Origin of the sequence: Roseobacter denitrificans OCh 114 (genome assembly GCF_000014045.1) — a bacterium.
Lineage (GTDB): Bacteria > Pseudomonadota > Alphaproteobacteria > Rhodobacterales > Rhodobacteraceae > Roseobacter > Roseobacter denitrificans.
This window is the reverse complement of record NC_008209.1, coordinates 407,868-431,994: the sequence shown is the minus strand read 5'-3', so window position 1 is coordinate 431,994 and position 24,127 is coordinate 407,868. Positions and strand designations below refer to the sequence as shown.

The window sequence follows — 24,127 nt, the reverse complement described above, 5'->3', positions numbered from 1 at the left end:
GTCCGGCACTGATCCGCGCAGCAAGGCTGCGCCGCCTCACCCGTCTGTTGACACAAGAATCCAATTAGGATCGTCCGACCCCATCGGGCGCGCAAAGCTCCATGTGTCCTTCTGGCGTTTCACGTCTGTGAGGCTGCCCTCGATGATTTCGCCTTCGCTGTTGCGCACAGCCGAGGTCAGCTCAGCCGTGAAACGGATCGTCAATTCAGCCTCGTTTGTGTCAGGGTCGAGGGTCGCATCAATAAGCTTCAGTTCACGCACACCGATAAAATTCGCCTCAATGGTCAGCCCCTGATCTTCGCGCGCAGCGACGCCATCAACGAAGGATTCGTAAATATCCTCGGCGAGGAAAGGTTGAATGTCCGCCAGTTCCCCGTTTTCATAGCCCATCACGATCATCTCGTACGCACCGCGTGCGCCGCCCAGGAATTCGGTTACATTGAACCCCGGCTCCAGCCGCTTCATGTTCGCCAGCGCTTCGGCGGCATCGCTGTGTTCGTCGACATGATCGGTGATATCCAGATCCGGCCCGCCCTCGATCACCTCGAAATCACGGGTCGGCGAGCGGTCGGATGTCGGTGCCTGCGCGGGCCCCGGCTCGAATCCATCCCGGGTTCCCAGCACGTTTTTCAGGCGGAAAATCAAAAAGACAGCGATGCCGGCCAGAACCAGAAGCTGTATCAAAGGCGAAGAATTCATAACGACCTCGTGTCAGACGAAGATGGAAACAATGTGCTAGAGGCCTTATGTAGGTGCAGGAGTGGTCCAAGTCCACTGTCCGCAGTACGAAAGGGAGTACCAAAATGTGGCTGTTTATCGCGTTCCTTGCGATACCATTGCTGGAAATCGCGCTGTTTATCCAGATCGGCGGCGCGATCGGCCTCGGCTGGACATTGGCCACAGTGGTCGTCACGGCGGTGCTCGGGACGTTTCTGGTCAGGAATCAAGGGGCTTTGGCGCTTGGGCAGGTGAAATCCTCATTTAACCAGATGCAGGACCCGACGGAGCCTTTGGCACATGGTGCGATGATTCTGTTTTCCGGCGCGTTGTTGCTGACGCCTGGATTTTTTACAGATACAATTGGATTTTTATTGTTAATCCCTGCGGTACGCGCCAGTGCGTTTCGCGCGATCAAGGCCCGGGTCAGCATTGCGAGTTTTGAAGCCGCAAACCATACACACAGACCCCGGCGTCCGGGACACGGTCAGCCGGATGATGTAATTGACGGCGATTACACCGAGGTAAAGACGGAAGCAGACCAAAACAAACGCCCTTCAGGTTGGACCGACCATTGAGAACCACAAGCCAAGCTGATAAGCCTCCCCAGAATTTATTTTAGGAGCGCGCAATGGCTGAAGAAGAAGAAGCAAAAACAGAAGCGAACGGACAACAACAGGCCCCGCAGATGCGGGTTCTTGGTCAGTTCATTCGCGATATGTCGTTTGAAAACATCATGGCACAAAAAGGAGCGCCGTCGGACGCCCAGCCTGACGTGCAGGTGCAGGTCAATCTGGATGCAAAGAAACGCACCGCAGATAACCAGTACGAATCCGCGATCAAGCTGAACGTGACATCCAAGGTCAAGGATGGCGATGCAACGCTGTTTGTTCTTGAACTCGACTATGTCGGCATTTTCCACGTGGACAACGTGCCGGACGAGCAGTTGCACCCCTTCCTGCTGATCGAATGCCCGCGGATGATTTTCCCGTTCCTGCGTCGCATTGTCAGCGACATCACGCGCGACGGTGGCTTTCCGCCGCTCAACCTCGAAAACATCGACTTCCTGTCGCTCTATCGCAATGAGCTGGCGCGCCGCCAATCAAGCGAAGCGCCCAAGATGGACGCCTGATCTCAGGTTTTCAACCAAACAGCGTCGTCGCCCAATTTCGCAACAAAGTCTGCATGGGCGGCGGCTTCTTCCTCGGTTATTCGCGAAGGTAGCGGCGTGGGACGCGGTCGGGGCGTCCAGTCCACAGATGTATCACCTGCGGATTTTTGCGGAATGTTGGACAGGCCGAAATCAGGCTGTCGCCCCCCGATAAGTTCAAGATAGACCTCAGCCAGAATTTCACTGTCGAGCAAAGCACCGTGCAGCGTCCGCGACGTATTATCAATGCCAAAGCGGCGGCATAAAGCGTCCAGCGAGGCAGGCGAGCCCGGAAAACGTTTACGCGCGATATCCAGCGTATCAATCGCCTGTTCCCAGGGTATTTTCGGCAGGTTTATCCAACCCAATTCAGCATTGAGAAACTTGATATCAAAAGCCGCATTATGGATAACAAGTTTGGCATCCCCGATAAAATCAAGAAAGGCCTGTCCGACCTCGGCAAATTTGGGTTTGTCGCGCAGAAAATCATCGCCCAGCCCGTGCACCTGAAACGCTTCCTCCGGCATGGATCGTTCGGGGTTGATATACTGGTGATAGGTTCTGCCCGTCGCAACATGGCCCATCAATTCCACCGCGCCAATCTCGACAATCCGGTCGCCTGATTCAGGGTCGAAACCAGTCGTTTCCGTGTCCAACACAATTTCACGCATCTGCAATCGCCCTCCGTATCTGCTCCGTAATAGTCTGAACCTGCGCACGTGCATGTTCAAGCGTATCCGTTTCGATCACGAAATCAGCCCGCGCACATTTTTCCGCATTCGGCATCTGTTTGTGCCTGATCTGTTGAAATTGCTTTGCTGTCATCTTGCCGCGCGCCAGAACGCGTCTCTCCTGTTCCTCTGCAGTTGTGCGGACACAGGCCACGGCGTCCATGTCGCTGTCCGCCCCGGTTTCAAACAGGAGCGGGATATCCAGCACGGTGATGTCGCTTTTTGTTTGGTCCAGAAACTCGGTTCTGTCCGCGCCGACCAGCGGATGTACGATCTTTTCTATCCGGCGCAAGACCGAGGGATCATTCTGAATCAAGTCGCGCAGAGCATCCCGTGAGACGCTGTTTTTATGAATCACGGTGGGATAAATCGCCCCGATGGGCGCAACCGCTGCACCGCCCTCGACATAAAGCCGATGAACAGCCGCATCCGCATCCCAAAGCGCGCAGCCAAGTTCCACAAAAAGCTGTGCCGTGGTGGATTTACCCATGCCGATGGAGCCTGTGAGACCGAGTTTGAACGTCACCCGAGCACCGCTGCGCGCGTGGCATCTGTGACATCCGGTCGCCGACCAAACCAGCGCTCAAATCCCGGAACGCCTTGATGTAACAGCATCCCCAGCCCGTCGACAGTCACGCAACCTTTTTCCTCTGCTACCTCAAGCAGACGTGTTTTCAATGGGTTATACACAAGGTCGGTGACTGTGGTATGCGCCTGCAACCCGTCCAGCGACGCTTCCATTTCCGGTTTACCGACCATGCCCAAAGACGTTGTGTTGACCAGAAGCTGCGCCTCGTGAAGCACGCCCGAGATCTGCGTCCAGTCCATCACCCGCACGCGATTGCCAAAATCCGACTGCAACTGATCTGATCGGGCGCGGGTCCTGTTGGTCAGGATGATTTCCGGCACACCGGCATCCAGCAGGGCGACGATCACTGCACGCGCGGCACCACCGGCACCCAACACCACCGCGGGGCCTTGTGAGGGCGTCCAATCAGTTGCGCCTGATCTGAGATTTTCGAGAAACCCGTAGCCGTCTGTGTTGTCCGCATGGATTTCGCCGTCCTTGCCAAAGGTCAACGTGTTCGCAGCACCGATCAGTCTGGCGCGGTCTGTGATTTGATCAGCGAGTTTCAACACCGCTTCCTTATGCGGCAGTGTTACATTCAATCCGACAAAGCCCATTTTGGGCAAAGTGCGCAAGACATGTTCAACGTCCGCCGCTTTCACCTCCATCGGAACGTAGAAACCGCTTATGCCATAGGTTTCCAACCAATGCCGGTGAAGCTGCGGCGACTTTGAGTGCGCAATGGGCGCACCCATGACACCCGCGAGCGGAATTTTTGTCATGCTCATCTTGGTAAGTCTCCGCGTAAGGCAAGGTAAGACAGCAGTTCAAGCAGCGGCAACCCCAGTACCGTGAAATAATCGCCGTCGATACGTGAAAACAACCGCACACCTTCCTCTTCCAGTTTATAGGCACCTACAGCATGCCGAATAGAGTCCCAGTTGCGTGCCACATAGTCCTGCAAATAGGCATCGGAAACATCATGCATCCGCAATCTGACAACACCGACATGGCGCCAGACTGGTTTACCATCTTCACAGATGACAGCAGCGGACAACAGCGTGTGGCGATCATTGCGCAGGGCTTGCAATTGGGTCAGCGCGTCATGCGAATCGACAGGTTTTGAGAGTAGAACCCCACGGTGATCCAACACCTGGTCGCAGCCCAGAACAATCGCGCCGGGGGTTTTGTCACTGATCTTGCGCGCCTTCATTTCAGCGAGCGTATCGGCGATGTCTCTGGGGGAGGCCTGCTCTGCCAGCAGGGCTTCCTTTACCATTTCTTCATCAATACGTGCGCCTGATGTGGTATGCGGCACACCTGCATTGCTGAGCATTTTCGCGCGGATTTCAGAGGTCGACGCGAGGATGAGCGGTTGGGGCATGTGTATAAGCCTGGGGGCAAGGTTAAGGATTGGTTAAGGGACACTTCTGCGGAAAACACGGGTGCGGTTCAAGGTGGTTCACAACACAATCGTTTCATGCCCGCTCAGCGAAACAGTCCATCCGGGCAAAAGGATAAGGTCTATGCCGGTATAAATCTGTTCGGCTGATTGATCCACAGGATTATCCCCGACCAGCTGAGATAAGACACTTATAACTATCTAATAAATAATGGTTTTTCATCTTACAGACAACTTGATAACAGCGTACGTGAAAACTTGTGCGATGTGGATAATACAAGGAACAAAGTGATAATCCACAGAACCTGACAACCCTACATAATCATCATCTTTCTATCTTTACTTATTTATTTATAAGGAAGCATCGAAAGGGGAACATGTGATGTCTGATCTTTTGGCCATTGGCTATCCTTGGATCAAATCGTTTCATATCATGTCGGTGATTGCGTGGATGGCGGGTCTGTTTTATCTGCCACGGCTCTATGTCTATCACACGGAACAGGTGGGACAGTCGGGCGACACGCATGTCCTGTTTCAAACGATGGAGCTGAAACTGCTCAGAGTGATCATGAACCCTGCGATGATCGCAACATGGGTTTTTGGGATTTGTCTCGTTCTGACCCCCGGAATTGTAGATTGGTCTTCTATCTGGCCCTGGTTGAAATTCCTCGGCGTGTTTGGGATGACGGCGTTTCACATGTGGCTTGCGAAGAAGCGCAAGGTCTTTGCCGCCGGTGAAAACCAGCTGACGGGCAAACAGTACCGGATGATGAATGAAGTTCCGACAATTTTAATGGTGATCATTGTCATCTCGGTCGTGGTGAAGTTCTGATTTGATTGACTCCGATCTTTCGGCGGCTTATGTGATCAGAACCGTCCCGTCCGGGACTGGCGCAGACCCACAGAATTGACTGATAACAAAACTGATGTATCGCATCTGGTTTAGGCGAGTTTCTCATGACATCCCAAGACACTGATACCGAAACGGTGACGGAAACGTTGAATCTGGCAGATCTCAAGCGGAAGAGTCCCAAGGATTTGCTGTCGATGGCAGAAGATCTGGAGATCGAGAACGCCTCGACCATGCGTAAAGGCGAAATGATGTTCCAGATTCTGCGTGAACGCGCGGATGAAGGTTGGGAAGTGTCGGGCGATGGCGTGCTCGAAGTGCTTCAGGACGGGTTTGGTTTTCTGCGCTCTCCAGAGGCGAATTACCTTCCGGGACCGGATGATATTTATGTCTCGCCCGATATGATCCGCAAGTATTCCCTGAGAACAGGAGATACGATCGAGGGGTTGATCAAAGCACCGGACGACAATGAGCGGTATTTTGCGCTGCTGGGCGTGACGCAGATCAATTTTGAAGATCCTGAAAAGGCGCGCCACAAGGTGGCCTTTGAAAACCTGACGCCGCTCTACCCGGATGAGCGTCTGACGATGGAAACCGATGATCCCACGACAAAAGACCGCTCGGCGCGGATCATTGATCTGGTAGCACCAATTGGGAAAGGGCAACGGTCATTGATCGTAGCGCCACCGCGCACGGGTAAGACCGTGTTGTTGCAAAACATCGCAAATTCCATCGAGCGGAACCACCCGGAGTGTTACCTGATCGTGTTGCTCATTGACGAGCGCCCGGAAGAAGTGACCGACATGCAGCGATCCGTGAAGGGTGAAGTCGTGTCTTCCACCTTTGACGAACCTGCCACACGACATGTCGCCGTGTCTGATATGGTCATCGAAAAAGCCAAACGTCTTGTGGAACATAAACGAGATGTTGTGATCCTTTTGGATTCGATTACCAGACTTGGTAGAGCGTTCAACACGGTAGTGCCTTCTTCGGGTAAGGTTCTGACCGGTGGTGTCGATGCCAATGCCTTGCAACGTCCCAAGCGTTTCTTTGGTGCGGCTCGCAACATCGAAGAGGGTGGTTCGCTGACGATCATCGCGACCGCGCTGATTGACACGGGCAGCCGTATGGACGAAGTCATTTTTGAAGAGTTCAAAGGGACGGGCAATTCTGAGATCGTGCTGGATCGCAAGATTGCAGACAAACGCGTATTCCCGGCCATGGATATTCTGAAATCCGGTACCCGCAAGGAAGACTTGCTGGTTGACAAGATCGACCTGCAAAAAACCTTTGTCCTGCGTCGTATCCTGAACCCCATGGGTACGACCGACGCCATCGAGTTCCTGATTTCGAAGTTGAAACAGACAAAGACGAATTCAGACTTCTTCGATTCGATGAACACTTAAATTATTGTTTTCATACAATGGTTTAAACGATGGATACAGTCTTTGCACTAGGATCTGCACAGGGGCGTGCGGGTGTCTCCGTTATTCGCCTGTCCGGGCCTGCCGCCTGGGCGGTTGCAGAAACGATCTGCGGGTCTCTGCCAGATCCACGTAAATCCGCTGTTCGGGTGCTCAGGGCGCAAGATGGTTCGGTCATTGATCAGGCACTCGTGCTTGCGTTCAAAGCGCCCCATAGCTTTACCGGCGAAGACGTGGTGGAATTTCACGTTCACGGCAGCATTGCAGTGGTGCGTACCGTCCTCGATGCGTTGTCGGATCAAGATGTGGCCAGATTGGCAGAGGCTGGAGAGTTCACACGGCGTGCACTGGAAAACGGCAAGCTCGATCTGTCGCAGGTTGAGGGGCTGGCCGATCTGATTGATGCGGAGACAGAGGCACAACGCAGGCAGGCTGTGCGCGTGCTGACAGGTGCCTTGGGCGAAAAAGTTGAGGTGTGGCGATCAAAGCTGATCCGTGCAGCGGCATTGATTGAGGCGACGATAGATTTTGCGGATGAGGACGTACCGGTTGATGTTACACCGGAAGTTACGTCGCTGTTGGAAGATGTGTCATCTGATGTACGAACCGAGGTTGCCGGAACACATGTTGCGGAGCGTATTCGGTCGGGGTTCGAAATTGCGTTGGTTGGAGCGCCAAATGCGGGTAAGTCTACGCTGTTAAACAAACTGGCTGGTCGAGACGCTGCAATTACGTCCGAAATCGCGGGCACAACGAGGGATGTGATAGAAGTCAGGATGGATCTGGGTGGGTTGCCTGTGACATTTCTTGATACGGCAGGATTGCGTCAGAGCGCTGATGAGATCGAAACGATTGGCATTGAACGTGCGATAAAGCGGGCCCAGGAAGCAGACTTGCGCGTGTTTTTGTCCGGCCCGGACGAAAGACTGCTGATAGAACCTCTTGAAGACGACATCCGGTTAACACCAAAGGTTGATCTTGCGCCGGGATCGCAGACGGGTATTTCAGGAAAGACCGGGCAGGGCATTCCAGAGTTGCTGGAAAAAATCAGATCTGTTTTTTCAGAACGTGTGTCAGCTGTGGGATTGGCAACGCACGAGCGACATCGGCTCGCCATGCAGCGCGCTTTGGAAGATCTGGATAATTCATTTGAAGCTCTTCTCAGGGGTCCGGAGTTTTATGATATAACCGCGCAGGAACTCAGGTCAGCGATTCGAGCGCTTGAAACGCTTGTTGGTCGTATTGATGCAGAAAATCTGCTGGATGAAATCTTTTCAAGTTTTTGCCTTGGAAAATAATGGAGTGTTTCACGTGAAACATTTTGACGTCTTGGTCATTGGTGGCGGGCATGCGGGGACAGAAGCAGCGCATGCTGCCGCCCGCATGGGATCACAGACGGGTCTGATTACCATGTCCAGGTCCGGAATTGGGGTGATGTCCTGTAACCCGGCGATTGGCGGTCTTGGCAAGGGTCACCTGGTACGCGAGATCGACGCTTTGGATGGGGTCATGGGCCGTGTGGCGGATCAGGCTGGTATTCAGTTTCGTTTGTTGAACCGGCGCAAAGGTCCCGCGGTACAAGGGCCCCGGGCGCAATCTGACCGTGCGATTTACCACAACAGGATGTTAGAGGCGACCGATCAACAACAAAATCTGGATATTATCGTTGGTGAGGCCGTCGACTTTGTTATGGATGGAGAGCGTGTTATCGGCGTCGTGTTGCAGGATGATGCGGAGATACTGGCGAAAACTGTCATTCTAACCACCGGTACCTTTTTGCGCGGCGTTATACATATCGGTGATGTTTCACGATCCGGCGGGCGCATGGGTGACAAAGCATCTGTGCGTCTTGCGGATCGAATTGACAGCTTTGGTTTGCCCATGGGGCGTTTGAAAACTGGAACGCCACCCCGTTTGAGCAGCAAATCAATCAATTGGGATGTTTTGGAAGAACAGCCTGGTGATGATGAGCCGACACTTTTCTCGTTTTTATCCAAGGGTGTAAGCGCGCGGCAGGTTTCTTGTGGTATTACGCATACGAATGTGAGGACGCATGACATAATCCGCGATAACATCACGCGGTCCGCCATGTACGGCGGTCACATTGACGGCGTTGGTCCGCGGTATTGTCCCTCCATCGAAGACAAGATAATCCGCTTCGCAGATAAGGAGTCGCATCAGATATTTCTGGAGCCAGAGGGGTTAAACACCGACGCAGTATATCCAAACGGGATATCAACATCGCTTCCGCAAGATGTACAATCCGAGTATGTGCATTCCATTGTGGGGCTAGAAAAAGCGATTATCTTACAACCGGGTTACGCGATTGAATACGACTACGTGGATCCGCGCGCGCTGGATTCGTCCTTATCTGTTTTGTCAGTACCCGGTTTGTATCTGGCGGGTCAGATTAACGGGACCACCGGATATGAAGAGGCGGCCGCACAAGGGCTTGTGGCGGGATTGAACGCGTCTTTGGAGGCGCGCGGCAGTGATCCAATTACTTTCTCGAGGTCTGACAGCTATATTGGCGTCATGATTGACGACCTGACGACTCGTGGCGTAATGGAACCCTACCGGATGTTCACGTCGCGGGCTGAGTTCCGACTGTCCTTGCGGGCCGATAACGCTGACCAGCGTCTAACCCCAATTGGATTGGCATTGGGCTGTGTTTCAGACGAACGAAAACAGGCCTTTGAGGTTAAAATCGAAGCCTTGGATCGCGCCCGACGTCTTTTGACGGAGTCGTCCTATACGCCCAAGCAGGCGGGTGAAGCTGGGATTTCAGTGAGCCATGACGGGTCGCGCAGAACCGCTATGCAGTTGCTGGCGTTTCCGAATACTTCGTTCAAAGATCTTTCCTTGCTGGACCCTGTGTTCGACGGCATCGATGTTGAAACGCAACAGCAGATGGAGCGTGAGGCGCTCTACGCGACCTACATCGAACGTCAGCAGAAGGACGTTGATCTGCTCAAGAAGGACGAAGGGCATAAAATTCCCGCGGATTTCGACTATGACCAACTGAGCGGTTTGTCGAACGAACTTAAGTCAAAGCTGAATAGCACGAGGCCAACGTCACTTGCCCAAGTCGGCCGTATTGACGGGATGACCCCCGCAGCGTTGACCCTTATCCTTGCAAAGCTACGGCAAAGCTCCAAAAAGCGGTCTGCTTGAGGGGTGTACAAATGGATGCTTCGACTGTTTCACGTGAAACAATGCATGCTCTGCAGATGTATCACGACTTGCTGCTGAAGTGGAACGCACGGATAAATCTGATCTCCAAGTCTAGTATAGAAGATGTCTGGAGCCGCCACATCTGGGATTCCGCACAAGTTGTTGATTGTGTCGCAAAGGCTAAGACGTGGGTTGATCTGGGCAGTGGCGGCGGCATGCCCGGTATCGTTGTTGCCATCTTTGCCAAAAACATCGACCCGGATCGCAGAGTTATCCTTGTTGAAAGTGATCAGAGGAAAGCGGCGTTTCTGCGCACGGTCATCCGCGAATTGTCATTGAACGCACGTGTCATTGTCGAGCGGATCGAGGATGTAGCGCCCCTGCGCGCGGACGTTGTTTCGGCCCGCGCCCTTGCTGATTTATCCGTGTTACTGTCCTTTGCGCAGCGCCACCTTTCAGCGCAAGGCACAGCGCTATTCATGAAAGGGCAAAGCTGGGAAAAAGAAGTGTCAAGCGCACAAGAAACGTGGTCTTTCGATCTCAAGGCGCATAGAAGTAAAACCAGTCCCGCAGCAGCTATTCTGGAAATAAAGGAAATACAGCGTGTCTGATTTGTCGCGTCCATTCGGCCCAAAAATCATCGCGGTAGCAAACCAAAAAGGCGGCGTCGGCAAAACTACAACCACGATTAACCTCGCAGCGGCGCTGGCCGAGGCAGGGCGGCGCGTTCTTGTCGTCGACCTTGATCCGCAGGGCAACGCGTCAACGGGCCTGGGTATTGAAGTCGAAGATCGAAAGTACACCACCTATGATATTCTACTGGGTGATGTTGATATAAAAGACGTTGTGCTACAAACAGTTACGCCAAATCTTCTGATCGTGCCGGCCACCGTTGATCTGAGTTCGGCTGACCTGGAGTTGATGTCCAGTGAAAAGCGGAGTTTCCTGCTCCACGATGCGTTGCGACAGATTGAGATGGATGGATTTAATCTGGATTACGTCCTGATTGACTGCCCGCCGTCGCTGAACCTCCTCACGGTGAATGCCATGATCGCAGCGCATTCGGTTCTGGTGCCTTTGCAAAGCGAATTTTTTGCGCTTGAGGGTTTGTCGCAGCTGATGCTGACGATCCGGGAAGTGCGGCAGACCGGCAATAAGGATCTGCGCATCGAGGGTATTCTTCTGACCATGTATGACAAGCGCAATAACCTGTCTTTGCAGGTGGAACAGGATGCCCGGGACAATCTTGGCGACATGGTGTTCAGCACGCGGATACCGCGCAATGTTCGTGTGAGCGAAGCGCCGTCTTTTGCAATGCCCGTGCTTACCTATGATACGATGTCCAAGGGCGCGCAGGCGTATCGTGCTTTGGCAAAAGAACTGATACAAAAACATCGGGTAAAAGTGGCTTAGGGGGCAGTTATGGCAGTCGGGACAGATCGGAAACGCGGATTGGGACGGGGTTTGTCGGCTCTGATGTCGGATGTTGCGGAGGCGGAGAGCCCACCGGCACCCGGCGTGCCCATGTCAAACCAGAAAATCCCGATTGATCAGATTTCGCCAAACCCGGACCAGCCGAGAAAGCAGTTTACGGACAGTGACCTTGACGACCTGACAGCTTCCATCAAGGAAAAGGGTGTCATTCAACCGTTGATCGTTAGAAAAACGGGTGTTGATCAGTTTGAAATCGTGGCGGGTGAGCGCCGGTGGCGTGCGGCGCAGCGGGCGCAGCTGCACGAGTTGCCCGTTGTGATACGCGAGTTCACGGATGTTGAGGTTCTTGAAGTCGCAATCATTGAGAATATCCAGCGCGCCGATCTGAACCCCATTGAAGAGGCCGCAGGCTATCGTCAACTGATGGATCGTTTCGGGCACACACAGGAAAAGATGGCAGAGGCCTTGGGTAAGAGCCGCAGCCACATTGCCAATTTGTTGAGGCTTCTGACCCTACCCGATCCGGTTTTGCAGATGGTGCGCGAAGGCGGGTTGAGCGCGGGTCACGCGCGGGCGCTGATTCCTGCGCAGGACCCGCTCAAACTGGCGCAGCAGATCGTCAAGGGGGGCCTGTCGGTGCGCGCCGCCGAAGCGTTGGTCAAGAAAGAGCGGTCCAGTTCTGATGACGCGCCGCGTCCTGCTGCGAAGCCCGCGTCTGCTGAAAAAGATGCCGATACCAAAGCGCTCGAGGGGGATTTGTCTGCAAGCCTAGGTATGAAAGTCGAACTGACCCACAAACCCGGTCACGAAAGCGGGCACATGACGCTGCATTACAAATCACTCGACGATCTGGATGAGCTGTGCCGGATCTTGAGTGGAGCCTAGGTTTCCAGCAGGCGCGCGATGACCGCATTTAATATGATAAACCCTTGATCTGAAACGGTTATTCTATCTTCCGTGGTTGAGACCATTCCAAGGTCTGCCAGCTCTGATACGGCATGGGAGTCCAACGCTTTACCGGCGAGCGTTTCGTAACGGTGCGTGTCTATCCCTTCTTTCAGGCGCAATCCCATCAACAGGAATTCGCTCGCCTGATCTTGGTAAGTAAGCGGCCCACGCGGTTTTTCTGTATGCTCATCACCTACCGCGGCCAGCCATTTTGCCGGGTTCGAATAGCATTCCGTCGCGTATCGTTGCCCGTTCACGGTCAGGCGACCATGCGCGCCGGGTCCGATGCCGAGGTAATCGCCATAGCGCCAATAGATCAGGTTATGCCGGGAGTGTGCCCCGTCACGCGCATGGTTCGATACCTCATAACCGGGCATGCCGGCCGCACCGCATAGGTCCTGCGTGAGCGTGTAAAGATCGGCGCTCAGGTCTTCATCTGGCAGGCCGCGCAGTTTACCCGCGTTGTAGCGGTCGCCGAACGCCGTACCCTGTTCGATGGTCAGTTGATAGAGTGACAGATGATCGACCGCCATCTCCAGCGCTTGTTTCAATTCCTGCTCCCATGCGTGCAAGCTCTGGCCCTGCCGCGCATAGATCAAATCAAAGCTGACACGATCAAATTCCGACCGCGCGATATCGAAGGCGGTCTGCGCTTCTGTGACCGTGTGGATGCGGCCCAGACGGCGCAGATCATCATCGTTCAACGCCTGAATGCCCATGGAAATGCGGGTCACACCGCCCTGGCGGAAAGCGGCAAAGCGACCGGCCTCGACCGAACTTGGGTTCGCCTCCAGCGTGATTTCCAGATCATTGGCAACCGGCCAAAGCTTGCGCACTTCGCTGATGACAACCGCAACCGTATCGGGATCCATCAAGCTGGGGGTGCCGCCGCCAAAAAAGACGGATCGCAACACGCGGCCTTGCGTTTCACGCGCTGTACGGCGCAACTCTGTCAGATAGGCGTCACGCCATGCGGTTTGATCAATGCGGCGCACCACATGGCTGTTGAAATCACAATACGGACATTTGGCCTCGCAATAGGGCCAGTGGATATAGAGGCCAAAGCCGCCGTGTTCCCAGTCTTCAGCCAAAGCAACCCGCGATCAGCTTTTGAAACGCATCCGCGCGATGGCTGATCCGGTTCTTTTCCGCCGGATCCATTTCGGCAAAGGTCATGTCATGACCGTCAGGTTGGAACATCGGATCATAGCCATGACCCGTTTTACCCCGGATCGGCCAGACAAGGGTGCCGTTGACGCGCCCATCGAACACTTCGTCATGACCGTCAGGCCATGCGAGCACCAGCGTCGCCCTGAACCGGGCGCGGCGCGGGTGGGGGGCGTTGATCTCTTCCAGCTTGGTATGGGTCTTGGTCATGGCCATGACGAAATCGCGCCCGTTCGGGGTCTCCGCCCAATCAGCGGTATAGACACCGGGGGCGTTGTTCAGCGCTTCCACCTCGATGCCGGAATCGTCCGCCAGGGCGGGCAGCCCTGTCGCCTCAACAGCAGCGCGCGCCTTGATGCGTGCGTTGCCGATGAAGGTGCTTTCGGTCTCTTCAGGTTCGGCCAGACCCATCTCTGCGGCGCCGACCACATCCACACCGTAGGGCGCGAAAAGCTGCTGCATTTCTTCCAGCTTGCCCGCGTTATGGGTCGCAATCAGGATACGTTTGCCGTCGAACTTGCGTGTCATGCGGTGGCCGCTTTTTGCGCGGCGACCAATTCGCCCACGCCCTTTTCGGCCAGATCCATCAACTGGTTCATCTGATCGCGTGAAAACGTCGCGCCTTCGGCGCTCATCTGCACTTCGATCAGTTGTTTTGAACCCGTCATGATGAAGTTCCCGTCAACACCCGCCTCGGAATCCTCAGGGTAATCCAAATCCATGACCGGCTGACCTGCATAGATACCACAGCTGATCGCGGCCACCGGATCAACGAGCGGATCACTGATCACATCCCCTGCTTTCATCAGCTTGTTCACCGCCAGACGCAGCGCCACCCAACCGCCCGTGATCGAGGCGCAGCGCGTGCCGCCATCCGCCTGCAACACATCGCAATCGACGGTGATCTGTCGCTCGCCGAGGGCAACACGGTCAACGCCAGCGCGCAGGCTGCGCCCGATCAGACGCTGGATTTCAACGGTACGCCCGCCTTGCTTGCCTGCGGTGGATTCGCGCCGCATCCGCGTGTTCGTCGCACGCGGCAGCATGCCATATTCCGCCGTGACCCAACCCAATCCCGACCCTTTGATGAAAGGCGGCACCCGGTCTTCAATCGTGGCGGTACACAAGACGTGAGTATCCCCGATCTTGATCAGCGCCGAGCCTTCGGCATGCTTGGTAAAACCCGTTTCGATGGACACAGGGCGCATTTCGTTCAGTTCTCGACCGGAGGGACGCATTTCATTTCCTTTATATGTGCCTGATGTCGATACAGGGCCGGGCGACCCGGATGCAACCCCGATTGAAATCTCTGTGGTTTATGCTTTTATCATATGGGGTATAGGAAACCGATATGAATGATGTGCCGAACATTCTGGGAGAGATGAACGAACGCTCGCGCGAGGTCTTTCGGCGGGTGGTTGAGGGGTATCTGGCTGACGGTGCGCCGGTGGGGTCGCGCACGCTGACGCGTGACTTCAGCGAAAAGGTCAGTGCCGCCACCATACGCAATACAATGCAGGATCTCGAATACCTCGGATTGCTGGATAGCCCGCATATCAGTGCAGGGCGAATACCGACGCAGATGGGCTTGCGGATGTTTGTCGATGGCCTGTTGGAAATCGGTGATCCGGATGAGATGGACCGCGAGAAGATCGACGCGACCCTGTCCTCCAATTCCGAAGACGTCAGTGGTCTTCTGGATCGTGTCGGCTCGGCGCTGTCTGGCGTGACGCAGGGCGCATCATTGGTGATGACCCCCAAACACGAGGCGCCGATCAAGCATATCGAATTTGTCTCGCTGTCGCCGGACCGGGCGCTGGTGGTTCTGGTGTTTGCAGATGGGCACGTCGAAAACCGCCTGTTTTCCCCGCCTGCGGGTCAGACGCCCAGCTCCATGCGCGAGGCAGCCAATTTCCTGAACGCGCTGATCGAGGGCAAGACGCTGAGTGAAGTGCACGGCGCGATACAAAAGGAAATACGGAACCGGCGACAGGAAATCGATTCGCTGGCGCAGGCCCTTGTGGAAAGCGGTATGGCCGTTTGGGAACGCGAGGGCGATCAAAATGAGCGTCTGATCGTGCGGGGTCGGTCCAATTTGCTGACCGGCGATGGCGAAGGAGAGGATTTCGAGCGAATCCGACTGCTCTTTGATGACCTCGAACGCAAGCGCGATATCGCCGAATTCCTTGAGCGCACCGAGGAAGGCGAGGGTGTGCGCATTTTTATTGGCTCTGAAAACAAACTTTTTTCACTTTCGGGTTCCTCTCTGGTGGTTTCCCCATATATGAACGCTGATCGAAAGATCATTGGTGCTGTTGGTGTCATTGGTCCGACAAGACTGAATTACGGTCGTATCGTTCCGATTGTGAACTATACGGCGCAACTGGTTGGTAAGTTGATCGCTGATCGGAGCTAGAGGGTTAAGATGGCAGAGCCTAAGAACGAAGAATTTCTGGATGACATCGAAGAGGCAGAGGCCGACGCCTTTGCTGAAGAGATGGAAGAAATTGATGAAGAAGCGCTGGAAGTGGAACAGCTGCGCGCCGAGCGGGACCAGCTGAAGGACCGTTTCATGCGGGCCCTCGCGGATGCTGAAAACGCGCGTAAGCGTTCGGAAAGGGACCGCCGGGAGGCTGAAAACTACGGCGGGTCGAAGCTGTCCCGCGATATGCTGCCGGTCTATGATAACATGAAACGCGCGCTTGAGGCCGTCACCGATGAGCAGCGGGAACAAAACGCTGCCTTGCTCGAAGGCATCGAACTGACCATGCGTGAATTGCTCAGCGTCTTCAAAAAGCACGGCATCGAAATCGTCGCGCCCGAGGTTGGGGATCGTTTCGATCCGCAATACCATCAGGCGATGTTTGAAGCACCACTGCCCGGCACCAAGGCAGGCGACATCATTCAGGTCTCGGCCGAAGGGTTCATGTTGCACGACCGTTTGCTGCGCCCGGCGCAGGTCGGCGTTTCCTCAACACCGGCGAGCTGATTTTCGGCGATCTTTTTGTGTGAGGCGGTCAGGGATTGGCCGCCTCTTTCAATTGATAAAGCAGCTCAAGCGCCTGTTTCGGTGTCAATTCGTCGGGGTGGATTTCAGCCAGCCGCGCCTCAACATCCGAGGTTTTTGCAGGCGCAGGCGCCGGGGCGGGCGCCACGGAAAACAGCGGCAGGTCATCAATCAGCGTTTTCTGCGTCGCGCCACCCTCGCGTTCACCCTTTTCCAGCATATCGAGCACGGCGCGCGCCCGCGAGATCACCGCAGGTGGCAGACCGGCAAGCTGCGCTACCTGCACCCCATATGACCGGTCTGCGGCACCCATCTTGACCTCATGCAGGAAAATGACTTCGCCCTCCCACTCCTTTACGGTCACGGTTGCATTCTCAACACCGGGCAACTTACCCGCAAGTGCCGTCATCTCATGGTAATGCGTGGCAAAAAGCGCGCGGCTTTTGTTCACATCATGCAGATGCTCCAGCGTCGCCCATGCGATGGACAGCCCGTCGTATGTGGCCGTGCCGCGCCCGATTTCATCGAGGATCACCAGCGCGCGATCGTCCGCCTGATTCAGAATGGCGGCGGTTTCGACCATCTCCACCATAAAGGTTGACCGCCCGCGCGCCAGATCATCCGAGGCACCCACGCGGCTGAACAACTGACTGATCAGACCGATATGCGCGCAGGACGCAGGCACGAAACTGCCCATTTGTGCCAGCAGCGCAATGATCGCGTTCTGGCGCAGATAGGTTGATTTACCCGCCATGTTCGGACCGGTCAGCAGGTAAATCTGTGCGGCGTCTTCTTCGGCAGAAAGGTCGCAATCATTGGCGATGAAAGGATCACCGGATTGTTGACGCAAGGCGTTTTCAACGACAGGGTGACGTCCGTTTTCAATGGCAAAAGCCCGGCTGTCATCCACCTTGGGCCGTACCCATCCGTCTGTCGTGGCAAGGGTCGCAAGGGCCGTGGTCAGATCAAGCTCCGCCAGTGCGGATGCGGTCTGCGCGATCCGGGCGGAACAGGCCAGAATATCCGATTTCAGCGTTTCATAGAGACGCTTTTCGATTTCCAGCGCCCGCCCGCCAGCGTTCAAGATCTTTGTTTCAAGCTCGGACAATTCAACGGTGGTGAACCGCACCTGATTGGCGGTTGTCTGCCGGTGGATGAAGGTTTCCGACATGGGCGGGGACAGCATCTTTTCGGCATGTGTGGCCGTCGTTTCGATGAAATAGCCCAGCACATTGTTGTGCTTTATTTTCAGTGATGTGATTCCTGTCAGTGCGGCAAATTCCTGCTGCATCCTCGCGATCACGCTGCGCCCTTCGTCGCGCAGGCTGCGTGCTTCGTCCAGTTCTGCATCGAACCCCGTGGCGATGAAACCGCCGTCCCGCGCCAGCAAAGGCGGCTCCGCGACCAGCGTGGCATCAAGCCGGTCGATCAGATTGTCATGTCGGGACAGATCATTCAGCGCATCGGCCAGAAGCGGTGGCAATTCATGAGACCCAAGCGTTTCAAAAAGGATCGCAGATTGCGTCAACCCGTTGCGGATCGCGGCCATGTCCCTTGGCCCGCCACGATCCAGCGACAGGCGTGACAGCGCGCGGTCAAGGTCCGGCACCTTGCGCAGGTGATCGCGCAGGGCGCCGCACAGATCATGGTGGTCTTGCGCAAAGGACACTGCATCAAGGCGGTTGGTGATCGTTTCAAGGTCGCGGGACGGGCTGGCAATGCGCGCAGACATCAGACGGCCACCGGCAGCGGTGATCGTCCGGTCAATCACGGCCAGCAATGAGCCTGCGCGCCCCCCCGACAGTGCCTGCGTCAATTCGAGGTTGCGGCGTGTGGCGGCATCAATCTGAATGGTTCGGTTTTCGGTTTCCCGTTGAGGCGGGCGCAACAGGGGCAGTTTGCCCTTTTGCGTGATGTCGAGGTACTGGATAATCCCGCCCATCGCCGCGACCTCGGCACGGGTGAAGCTGCCGTATGAGTCCAGTGTTTCCACGCCGAAGAGATCGCAGATCCGTTGCTCCGCCGAGGTGCTGTCAAATGCAGCGCGCGCGAGACCGGTCAGCGCAATGCCAAAGTCTTCGGCAACCTCGCGCAGGTCATTCTCCGCGCTTTCCGAGCAGATCAATTCTGAAGGTGCGAGGCGCGCCAGTTCAGGCCCAAGTTTGAGCGCTGTCAGCGGCATGACGTGAAAGGCCCCGGTGGAAATATCGGTCCAGGCGAGGGCTTTTGCGTCTCTAACTTGGGCAAAACTGGTCAGATAGTTGTTGCGCCGCGCATCAAGCAACGTCTCTTCGGTCAGGGTTCCCGGCGTTACCAACCGCACCACATCGCGTTTTACCACGGATTTGGAACCGCGTTTTTTCGCCTCCGCCGGGCTTTCCATCTGCTCACAGACGGCGACGCGAAACCTTTTGCGGATCAGCGTGAGCAGATAGCCTTCGGCTGAATGGACCGGCACGCCGCACATGGGAATGTCCGCACCGTCATGTTTGCCCCGTTTTGTCAGCGCAATATCCAGCGCTTCGGCAGCGGCGACGGCATCCTCAAAGAACATCTCGTAGAAATCGCCCATGCGGTAAAACAGCAGCGCATCTGCGTACTCTGCCTTCAGGTCGAGATATTGCGCCATCATGGGCGTGACGGTCATTGCAGTGCCCCCCGCGTTTGGCGTGACCTTACAAACCGCAGGCAGGGGGGAAAAGCACAAACGCAGCCTGCTTGAGGCGCTGGGCAGGCTAAGATATGGGTTGATGGCTCAGATCACCAATAAAGGCGAAATTCGATGACAAAAAACCGCGTTACGGCAGAAGAGGCGCTCGCCTTTCATCTGGAGCCGACCCCCGGAAAGTTCGAGGTAACGGCCACCGTACCGATGACGACGCAGCGGGACCTCAGTCTTGCCTATTCGCCGGGCGTCGCGGTCCCTTGTGAAGCGATTTCGCAAAACCCCGAAACCGCCTATGATTACACCAACAAGGGCAACCTTGTGGCCGTCGTGTCCAACGGGACAGCGGTCTTGGGTCTGGGGAACCTTGGCGCGCTGGCCTCCAAACCGGTGATGGAAGGCAAGGCGGTTTTGTTCAAACGCTTCGCGGATGTGAACAGCATCGACATAGAGTTGGACACCGAAGACACGGATGCCTTCATCAATGCGGTCAAGCTGATGGGCCCGACCTTTGGCGGCATCAACCTCGAAGATATCAAGGCGCCTGAGTGTTTCATCATCGAACAACGTCTCAAGGACGAAATGGACATCCCCGTCTTTCATGACGACCAACACGGCACTGCGGTGATCTGTGCTGCGGGTCTGATCAACGCGCTGCACCTGTCGGACAAAAAGATCGAAGATGTGCGCATTGTCCTGAACGGGGCCGGGGCTGCGGGGATCGCCTGTCTTGAATTGCTCAAGGCGATGGGCGCGCGGCACCAGAATTGCATCATGTGTGACACCAAGGGCGTGATCTATCAGGGCCGTGCGGAGGGCATGAACCAGTGGAAATCGGGCCATGCCGTCGCCACTGAGGCGCGCACCTTAGAGGACGCGATGAAGGGGGCGGATGTCTTCCTTGGTGTGTCTGTCAAAGGGGCTGTGACCGAAGCGATGATTGCCAGCATGGCAGATGACCCGGTGATCTTTGCCATGGCCAACCCCGACCCGGAAATTACGCCCGAAGAGGCGCATGCCGTGCGCGCGGATGCCATCGTTGCCACGGGCCGCAGTGACTATCCCAATCAGGTCAACAATGTTCTCGGGTTTCCGTACCTCTTTCGCGGCGCGCTCGACATTCATGCCCGCGCGATCAATGACGAGATGAAGATTGCCTGCGCCCACGCCCTTGCAGCGCTGGCGCGCGAGGATGTGCCGGATGAGGTCGCACTGGCCTATGGCAAAAACCTGTCCTTCGGGCGGGATTACATCATTCCGACGCCGTTTGACCCGCGTCTGATCCACCGTGTGCCGCCCGCCGTGGCCAAAGCGGGTATGGATACAGGTGCCGCGCGCCGCCCGATCATCGACATGGAAGCCTATGAACTATCGCTCAAGACCCGGATGGATCCGACGGCGAGTATCTTGCGTGGCATCAATGCGCGTGCGCGGGCAAATCAGGCTCGGATGATTTTTGCCGAAGGGGATGATGCGCGCGTGTTGCGCGCGGCGGTGATGTATCAACGCTCCGGTCTGGGCAAAGCGTTGGTCGTGGGGCGCAAGGAAGATGTGAAGGACAAGCTGGAGCAGGCCGGTATGCCCGACGCGGTGCGCGAGATTGAGATCGTGAATGCCGCGAATACGACGCATCTCGATACCTACAAGGATTTTCTCTATAGCAGGCTGAACCGGGGCGGCTTTGACGCGCAGGACATTCACCGGCTGGCGGCGCGGGATCGGCATGTCTTTTCCGCGCTGATGCTCGCGCATGGTCACGGCGATGGGCTTGTCACTGGCGCGACGCGCAAATCGGCGCATATCATGGACCGGATCAACCACGTCTTTGACGCGGATGTCAAAAGTGGTGCTGCGGGGATCACGGCAATTCTGCACAAGGGGCGGATCGTTTTCATCGCGGACACGCTGGTGCAGGAATGGCCCGACGAAGAAGATCTGGCCAATATCGCCGAACGCGCAGCGACCGTTGCCCGGAACATGGGGCTGGAGCCGCGTGTCGCCTTTGTCAGTTTCTCGACCTTTGGTTATCCGGTTTCGGAGCGGGCGACCAAAATGGCGGATGCGGCCAAGGTTCTGGACGCGCGCGGTGTCACCTTCGAATACGAAGGCGAGATGACCGTCGATGTTGCTATGAACACAACGGTGCAGGCGAGCTATCCGTTTTCCAGACTGACCGGTCCTGCGAATATCCTTGTCGTGCCGGCGCGCCATTCTGCCAGCATTTCGGTGAAACTGATGCAGGAAATGGCAGGGGCGACGGTGATTGGGCCGATTCTGTCCGGTGTGGATCGCTCAATTCAGATTTGTTCGACCGGGGCGACGGCCAATGACATCCTGAACATGGCCGTGTTGGCGGCCTGCAAGGTCGGCTGATGGCGATCTATAACCTCGGGTCGATCAACGCCGACAACGTGTATCGCGTACCGCATCTGGTCGGCCCGGGTGAGACGCTGGCCGCGACCGGTTTTTCCCAAGGCCTCGGCGGGAAGGGCGCGAATATGTCCGTGGCGGCTGCCCGCGCAGCGGCGCGCGTGTTCCATATCGGTGCGGTTGGTGGTGATGGTGCCTGGGCGTCGGAGCGGTTGTTGGAATACGGCGTTGATACGCGCCACATCGCACGGGTGGATGAACCCACGGGCCACGCAAACATTTGCGTCGATGAGGCGGGCGAGAATGACATCGTGGTCTTCGCCGGGGCAAACCGCGCGATCACGGATGCGATGATCGGTGCGGCTTTGGCCGAAGCCTCGCCCGGTGACAGTTTTGTCACCCAGAATGAAACCAGCGGTCAGGCTTTTGGCGCCGCGACAGCGCGAAAATTGGGCCTGCGGGTGATCTACGCCGCAGCCCCGTTTGATGCGGCGGCTGTCACTGCGGTGATGGAACATCTTGACCTGCTCGTGCTCAACGCAGTTGAAGCGGCGCAACTGAGCGCACAAACAGGCTCTGACATAGGCGATTTGCCGGTTTCTGATATAATCGTGACCATTGGATCGCAGGGCTGCAAGTGGCTGTCGCGTGGGGCCGAACCTCGCCTGTTTCCGGCGTTGGATGTCACTCCCGTTGATACGACCGGCGCGGGCGATACCTTCACTGGATATCTGATTGCGGGGCTGGATCGTGGCATGCCGATGGCGCAGGCGATTGATCTTGCCACGCGGGCGGCGGCGTTGATGGTGACGCGGGTTGGAACGGCAGATGTCATTCCCGACCTAAAGGAAATTCAGGACATGCGCTTAGGTTAGCCGCCCGCAAAGGGAGCAGCCGCGCCCCAGAGTTCCCTGACGCGGGCGTCACGCCCGCAGGCTTCGCGATAGGCCTTGTATGCAGACGCCTGTCGTTTGGGGCCAAATCGGGTGATCACCAACCGCGTGCCTTTGTAGTAATCCTGATGATAGGCTTCTGCCGGATAAAAGGTCGAGGCGTCCAACACGGGCGTCACAACCGGCACGCCCAGGGCTGCGGCAGCATTTGCCTTGGCGGCCTTCGCCGCAGCGGCCTGTGCAGGTGTTTCGGCAAATATCGCGGTGCGGTAGCTGTCACCCCGGTCGCAAAACTGCCCGCCTGCGTCCGTCGGGTCAACTGACCGAAAGAACATCGCGTAAAGCGTATCGCGGCTGACCACATCGGGGTCGAAGGTGATCTGCACAGCCTCGTAATGGCCGGTGCCGCCGCTGGTGACTTCCTTGTAGGTGGGGTTTGAAACGGACCCCCCCATGAACCCCGATACGGCTTCTGTCACGCCGGTCACGCGTTCGAAATCCGATTCGACACACCAGAAACACCCGCCGGCGACGGTGATCGTCTCAAGCTCAGCCGCGTGGCTCTGCGTGCCGTGCACACACAGGCCGAGGGCAATCATACCGGCCAAAGCATAGGTTTTAAGGGATGAAATGTTCAGCATCATATGTCTCCTCAAAGCAAAGGTGACGGGATTGCGATCATCGCGCAATGGGCATTCATGCCCTTTCACGCGGTGGTGATGACAGTTTACATCTTGAAGCGCCGCACCGGCATTTTTACGGTGCTTTGCAACACGTCCGGAGGGTTACATCATGGGTTTTGAAACAAATCACGACGCAAGGTTGGTGCCGTAATGCGGATTGCCATGTGGTCGGGGCCCAGAAACCTTTCAACGGCGATGATGTACAGCTTTGGCGCGCGGTCTGACTTCACGATCATGGACGAGCCGTTTTATGCGCCCTTTCTGGCCGCGACGCATACTGACCACCCGATGCGCGACGACATTCTGCGCGCCCATGAAAATGACCCGGCTGCGGTTGCCACCCAGTGCCTGGCCCCGCAAAGCACGCCGCATCTCTACATGAAACATATGCCGCATCACATGGTGGCCGGTTTCCCCATGGATTGGGCGCACGCATGTGTGAATGTGCATCTGATCCGTCACCCTGCGCGGGTCATCGCAAGTTACTCTGCGAAATGGGATGACCTGACCCTCGATCAGATCGGTTTTGTTCAGCAAAGCGCGCTTTATGATCAATTGGGGGGCGTCGTGATTGACAGCTTTGATATTCGTCAGAACCCGGAAAAAGCCCTGCGCAGGCTCTGTTCTGCCATTGATCTACCCTTCGACCCGGCGATGCTGCGCTGGCCTGCCGGACCCCGCGCCGAGGATGGCATCTGGGCCGCGCATTGGTATGGCGCGGTGCATCGCAGCACTGGGTTCGCCGGGGCGGAAGGCCCGTTGCCCGACGTAGACCCGCGGCACCGTGACATGCTGGAGCAGGCCCTGCCGCATTATGAGAAAATGCGCGCCGCCGCGCTGGATAGTGGCGTCTGACGAAACGACTGAAACAATGAGTATCACGTAATGCGTTGAAATCCTTGATTTCAGGCAGCGTTACGTGATCCACGTTTTTCGCATGATGC

24 protein-coding genes are annotated in these 24,127 nt (G+C 56.3%); 14 read left to right on the top strand and 10 right to left on the bottom strand.

Going from position 1 to position 24,127, the window contains the following annotated elements; genetic code table 11:
• Positions 1–36: 36 nt before the first annotated feature.
• Positions 37–699 carry a Tim44/TimA family putative adaptor protein gene (locus tag RD1_RS02065; RefSeq protein WP_011566780.1) on the bottom strand — a complete coding sequence of 221 codons (663 nt, stop codon included), beginning with the start codon at positions 697–699 and terminating at the stop codon, positions 37–39.
• A 104-nt stretch (positions 700–803) separates the two neighbouring features.
• Between RD1_RS02065 and RD1_RS02060 the strand changes: the two genes are divergently transcribed.
• Both RD1_RS02060 and secB read left to right on the top strand, forming a co-directional pair.
• Entirely contained in the window at positions 804–1,295 is a 492-nt protein-coding gene (locus RD1_RS02060; RefSeq protein ID WP_011566779.1) for an FxsA family protein, read from the top strand.
• A 53-nt stretch (positions 1,296–1,348) separates the two neighbouring features.
• Positions 1,349–1,849, top strand: coding sequence for a protein-export chaperone SecB (gene secB, locus RD1_RS02055; protein ID WP_011566778.1), 501 nt, complete (start codon positions 1,349–1,351; stop codon positions 1,847–1,849).
• A gap of 2 nt (positions 1,850–1,851) precedes the next feature.
• On the opposite strand, the gene dnaQ is transcribed toward secB, so the two are convergent.
• The 4 genes from dnaQ to RD1_RS02035 are packed head-to-tail and all read right to left on the bottom strand — an operon-like array spanning position 1,852 to position 4,550.
• Complete coding sequence (gene dnaQ, locus RD1_RS02050; RefSeq protein ID WP_011566777.1) at positions 1,852–2,538, bottom strand: DNA polymerase III subunit epsilon; 687 nt, start codon at positions 2,536–2,538, stop codon at positions 1,852–1,854.
• Positions 2,531–3,124 (bottom strand): dephospho-CoA kinase, encoded by a 594-nt coding sequence (gene coaE, locus RD1_RS02045; protein ID WP_011566776.1) that lies wholly within the window; start codon positions 3,122–3,124, stop codon positions 2,531–2,533. The genes dnaQ and coaE overlap by 8 nt, the downstream gene beginning before the upstream one ends.
• The gene (locus RD1_RS02040) at positions 3,121–3,954 is read right to left on the bottom strand and encodes a shikimate dehydrogenase (protein WP_011566775.1); all 834 of its coding nucleotides are present in this window, start codon (positions 3,952–3,954) and stop codon (positions 3,121–3,123) included. The genes coaE and RD1_RS02040 overlap by 4 nt, the downstream gene beginning before the upstream one ends.
• Positions 3,951–4,550: a Maf family protein gene (locus tag RD1_RS02035; RefSeq protein ID WP_011566774.1), complete on the bottom strand. Its 600-nt coding sequence runs from the start codon at positions 4,548–4,550 to the stop codon at positions 3,951–3,953. Before RD1_RS02035 ends, RD1_RS02040 begins: the two co-directional genes overlap by 4 nt.
• A 400-nt stretch (positions 4,551–4,950) precedes the next feature.
• Between RD1_RS02035 and hemJ the strand changes: the two genes are divergently transcribed.
• The 7 genes from hemJ to RD1_RS02000 all read left to right on the top strand — a co-directional run bounded on the left by hemJ (position 4,951) and on the right by RD1_RS02000 (position 12,335).
• Complete coding sequence (gene hemJ / locus RD1_RS02030; protein WP_011566772.1) at positions 4,951–5,400, top strand: protoporphyrinogen oxidase HemJ; 450 nt, start codon at positions 4,951–4,953, stop codon at positions 5,398–5,400.
• A gap of 125 nt (positions 5,401–5,525) precedes the next feature.
• Positions 5,526–6,824 (top strand): transcription termination factor Rho, encoded by a 1,299-nt coding sequence (rho, locus tag RD1_RS02025; protein ID WP_050759042.1) that lies wholly within the window; start codon positions 5,526–5,528, stop codon positions 6,822–6,824.
• A gap of 29 nt (positions 6,825–6,853) precedes the next feature.
• The gene (gene mnmE, locus RD1_RS02020; protein ID WP_011566770.1) at positions 6,854–8,140 is read left to right on the top strand and encodes a tRNA uridine-5-carboxymethylaminomethyl(34) synthesis GTPase MnmE; all 1,287 of its coding nucleotides are present in this window, start codon (positions 6,854–6,856) and stop codon (positions 8,138–8,140) included.
• 13 nt (positions 8,141–8,153) lie between these two features.
• Complete coding sequence (mnmG, locus tag RD1_RS02015; protein ID WP_044033306.1) at positions 8,154–10,016, top strand: tRNA uridine-5-carboxymethylaminomethyl(34) synthesis enzyme MnmG; 1,863 nt, start codon at positions 8,154–8,156, stop codon at positions 10,014–10,016.
• 11 nt (positions 10,017–10,027) lie between these two features.
• Complete coding sequence (gene rsmG, locus RD1_RS02010; protein ID WP_011566768.1) at positions 10,028–10,627, top strand: 16S rRNA (guanine(527)-N(7))-methyltransferase RsmG; 600 nt, start codon at positions 10,028–10,030, stop codon at positions 10,625–10,627.
• Positions 10,620–11,429: a ParA family protein gene (locus RD1_RS02005; RefSeq protein WP_011566767.1), complete on the top strand. Its 810-nt coding sequence runs from the start codon at positions 10,620–10,622 to the stop codon at positions 11,427–11,429. Before rsmG ends, RD1_RS02005 begins: the two co-directional genes overlap by 8 nt.
• Before the next feature lie 9 nt (positions 11,430–11,438).
• On the top strand, positions 11,439–12,335 hold the full coding sequence (locus RD1_RS02000) for a ParB/RepB/Spo0J family partition protein (RefSeq protein WP_011566766.1): 897 nt from the start codon (positions 11,439–11,441) through the stop codon (positions 12,333–12,335).
• Here the strand turns inward: RD1_RS02000 and hemW are convergent.
• Genes hemW through rph form a run of 3 tightly spaced genes read right to left on the bottom strand, consistent with a single transcriptional unit; the run spans position 12,332 to position 14,803 of the window.
• Complete coding sequence (hemW, locus tag RD1_RS01995; protein ID WP_011566765.1) at positions 12,332–13,489, bottom strand: radical SAM family heme chaperone HemW; 1,158 nt, start codon at positions 13,487–13,489, stop codon at positions 12,332–12,334. The two genes, RD1_RS02000 and hemW, sit on opposite strands and share 4 nt — an antisense overlap.
• On the bottom strand, positions 13,482–14,093 hold the full coding sequence (rdgB, locus tag RD1_RS01990) for an RdgB/HAM1 family non-canonical purine NTP pyrophosphatase (protein WP_011566764.1): 612 nt from the start codon (positions 14,091–14,093) through the stop codon (positions 13,482–13,484). Before rdgB ends, hemW begins: the two co-directional genes overlap by 8 nt.
• Positions 14,090–14,803: a ribonuclease PH gene (rph, locus tag RD1_RS01985; protein WP_011566763.1), complete on the bottom strand. Its 714-nt coding sequence runs from the start codon at positions 14,801–14,803 to the stop codon at positions 14,090–14,092. The genes rdgB and rph overlap by 4 nt, the downstream gene beginning before the upstream one ends.
• 113 nt (positions 14,804–14,916) lie before the next feature.
• On the opposite strand from rph, the gene hrcA reads away from it, so the two are divergent.
• Entirely contained in the window at positions 14,917–15,981 is a 1,065-nt protein-coding gene (gene hrcA / locus RD1_RS01980) for a heat-inducible transcriptional repressor HrcA (RefSeq protein WP_044032891.1), read from the top strand.
• A 9-nt stretch (positions 15,982–15,990) separates the two neighbouring features.
• Positions 15,991–16,554: a nucleotide exchange factor GrpE gene (locus RD1_RS01975; RefSeq protein WP_011566761.1), complete on the top strand. Its 564-nt coding sequence runs from the start codon at positions 15,991–15,993 to the stop codon at positions 16,552–16,554.
• 28 nt (positions 16,555–16,582) lie between these two features.
• Here RD1_RS01975 and mutS read toward each other — a convergent pair whose 3' ends face one another.
• The gene (gene mutS / locus RD1_RS01970; RefSeq protein WP_011566760.1) at positions 16,583–19,219 is read right to left on the bottom strand and encodes a DNA mismatch repair protein MutS; all 2,637 of its coding nucleotides are present in this window, start codon (positions 19,217–19,219) and stop codon (positions 16,583–16,585) included.
• A 135-nt stretch (positions 19,220–19,354) separates the two neighbouring features.
• On the opposite strand from mutS, the gene RD1_RS01965 reads away from it, so the two are divergent.
• Entirely contained in the window at positions 19,355–21,610 is a 2,256-nt protein-coding gene (locus tag RD1_RS01965; RefSeq protein WP_011566759.1) for an NADP-dependent malic enzyme, read from the top strand.
• A complete protein-coding gene (locus tag RD1_RS01960; RefSeq protein WP_011566758.1) occupies positions 21,610–22,482 on the top strand; it encodes a ribokinase in 873 nt (290 codons plus the stop codon). Before RD1_RS01965 ends, RD1_RS01960 begins: the two co-directional genes overlap by 1 nt.
• On the opposite strand, the gene msrA is transcribed toward RD1_RS01960, so the two are convergent.
• Positions 22,479–23,141 carry a peptide-methionine (S)-S-oxide reductase MsrA gene (msrA, locus tag RD1_RS01955; protein ID WP_011566757.1) on the bottom strand — a complete coding sequence of 221 codons (663 nt, stop codon included), beginning with the start codon at positions 23,139–23,141 and terminating at the stop codon, positions 22,479–22,481. The genes RD1_RS01960 and msrA overlap by 4 nt on opposite strands.
• A gap of 192 nt (positions 23,142–23,333) precedes the next feature.
• Here msrA and RD1_RS01950 point away from each other — a divergent pair, with 192 nt between their 5' ends.
• Entirely contained in the window at positions 23,334–24,038 is a 705-nt protein-coding gene (locus tag RD1_RS01950; protein ID WP_011566756.1) for a hypothetical protein, read from the top strand.
• The last annotated feature ends 89 nt before the right edge of the window (positions 24,039–24,127 follow it).

Coding starts and splice junctions, on each gene's coding strand:
- RD1_RS02065 (WP_011566780.1), bottom strand. CDS start 699: ATGAATTCTTCGCCTTTGATACAGCTTCTGGTTCTGGCCGGCATCGCT.
- RD1_RS02060 (WP_011566779.1), top strand. CDS start 804: ATGTGGCTGTTTATCGCGTTCCTTGCGATACCATTGCTGGAAATCGCG.
- secB (WP_011566778.1), top strand. CDS start 1,349: ATGGCTGAAGAAGAAGAAGCAAAAACAGAAGCGAACGGACAACAACAG.
- dnaQ (WP_011566777.1), bottom strand. CDS start 2,538: ATGCGTGAAATTGTGTTGGACACGGAAACGACTGGTTTCGACCCTGAA.
- RD1_RS02040 (WP_011566775.1), bottom strand. CDS start 3,954: ATGAGCATGACAAAAATTCCGCTCGCGGGTGTCATGGGTGCGCCCATT.
- RD1_RS02035 (WP_011566774.1), bottom strand. CDS start 4,550: ATGCCCCAACCGCTCATCCTCGCGTCGACCTCTGAAATCCGCGCGAAA.
- hemJ (WP_011566772.1), top strand. CDS start 4,951: ATGTCTGATCTTTTGGCCATTGGCTATCCTTGGATCAAATCGTTTCAT.
- rho (WP_050759042.1), top strand. CDS start 5,526: ATGACATCCCAAGACACTGATACCGAAACGGTGACGGAAACGTTGAAT.
- mnmE (WP_011566770.1), top strand. CDS start 6,854: ATGGATACAGTCTTTGCACTAGGATCTGCACAGGGGCGTGCGGGTGTC.
- rsmG (WP_011566768.1), top strand. CDS start 10,028: ATGGATGCTTCGACTGTTTCACGTGAAACAATGCATGCTCTGCAGATG.
- RD1_RS02000 (WP_011566766.1), top strand. CDS start 11,439: ATGGCAGTCGGGACAGATCGGAAACGCGGATTGGGACGGGGTTTGTCG.
- rdgB (WP_011566764.1), bottom strand. CDS start 14,093: ATGACACGCAAGTTCGACGGCAAACGTATCCTGATTGCGACCCATAAC.
- rph (WP_011566763.1), bottom strand. CDS start 14,803: ATGCGTCCCTCCGGTCGAGAACTGAACGAAATGCGCCCTGTGTCCATC.
- hrcA (WP_044032891.1), top strand. CDS start 14,917: ATGAATGATGTGCCGAACATTCTGGGAGAGATGAACGAACGCTCGCGC.
- RD1_RS01975 (WP_011566761.1), top strand. CDS start 15,991: ATGGCAGAGCCTAAGAACGAAGAATTTCTGGATGACATCGAAGAGGCA.
- mutS (WP_011566760.1), bottom strand. CDS start 19,219: ATGACCGTCACGCCCATGATGGCGCAATATCTCGACCTGAAGGCAGAG.
- RD1_RS01965 (WP_011566759.1), top strand. CDS start 19,355: ATGACAAAAAACCGCGTTACGGCAGAAGAGGCGCTCGCCTTTCATCTG.
- RD1_RS01960 (WP_011566758.1), top strand. CDS start 21,610: ATGGCGATCTATAACCTCGGGTCGATCAACGCCGACAACGTGTATCGC.
- msrA (WP_011566757.1), bottom strand. CDS start 23,141: ATGCTGAACATTTCATCCCTTAAAACCTATGCTTTGGCCGGTATGATT.
- RD1_RS01950 (WP_011566756.1), top strand. CDS start 23,334: ATGCGGATTGCCATGTGGTCGGGGCCCAGAAACCTTTCAACGGCGATG.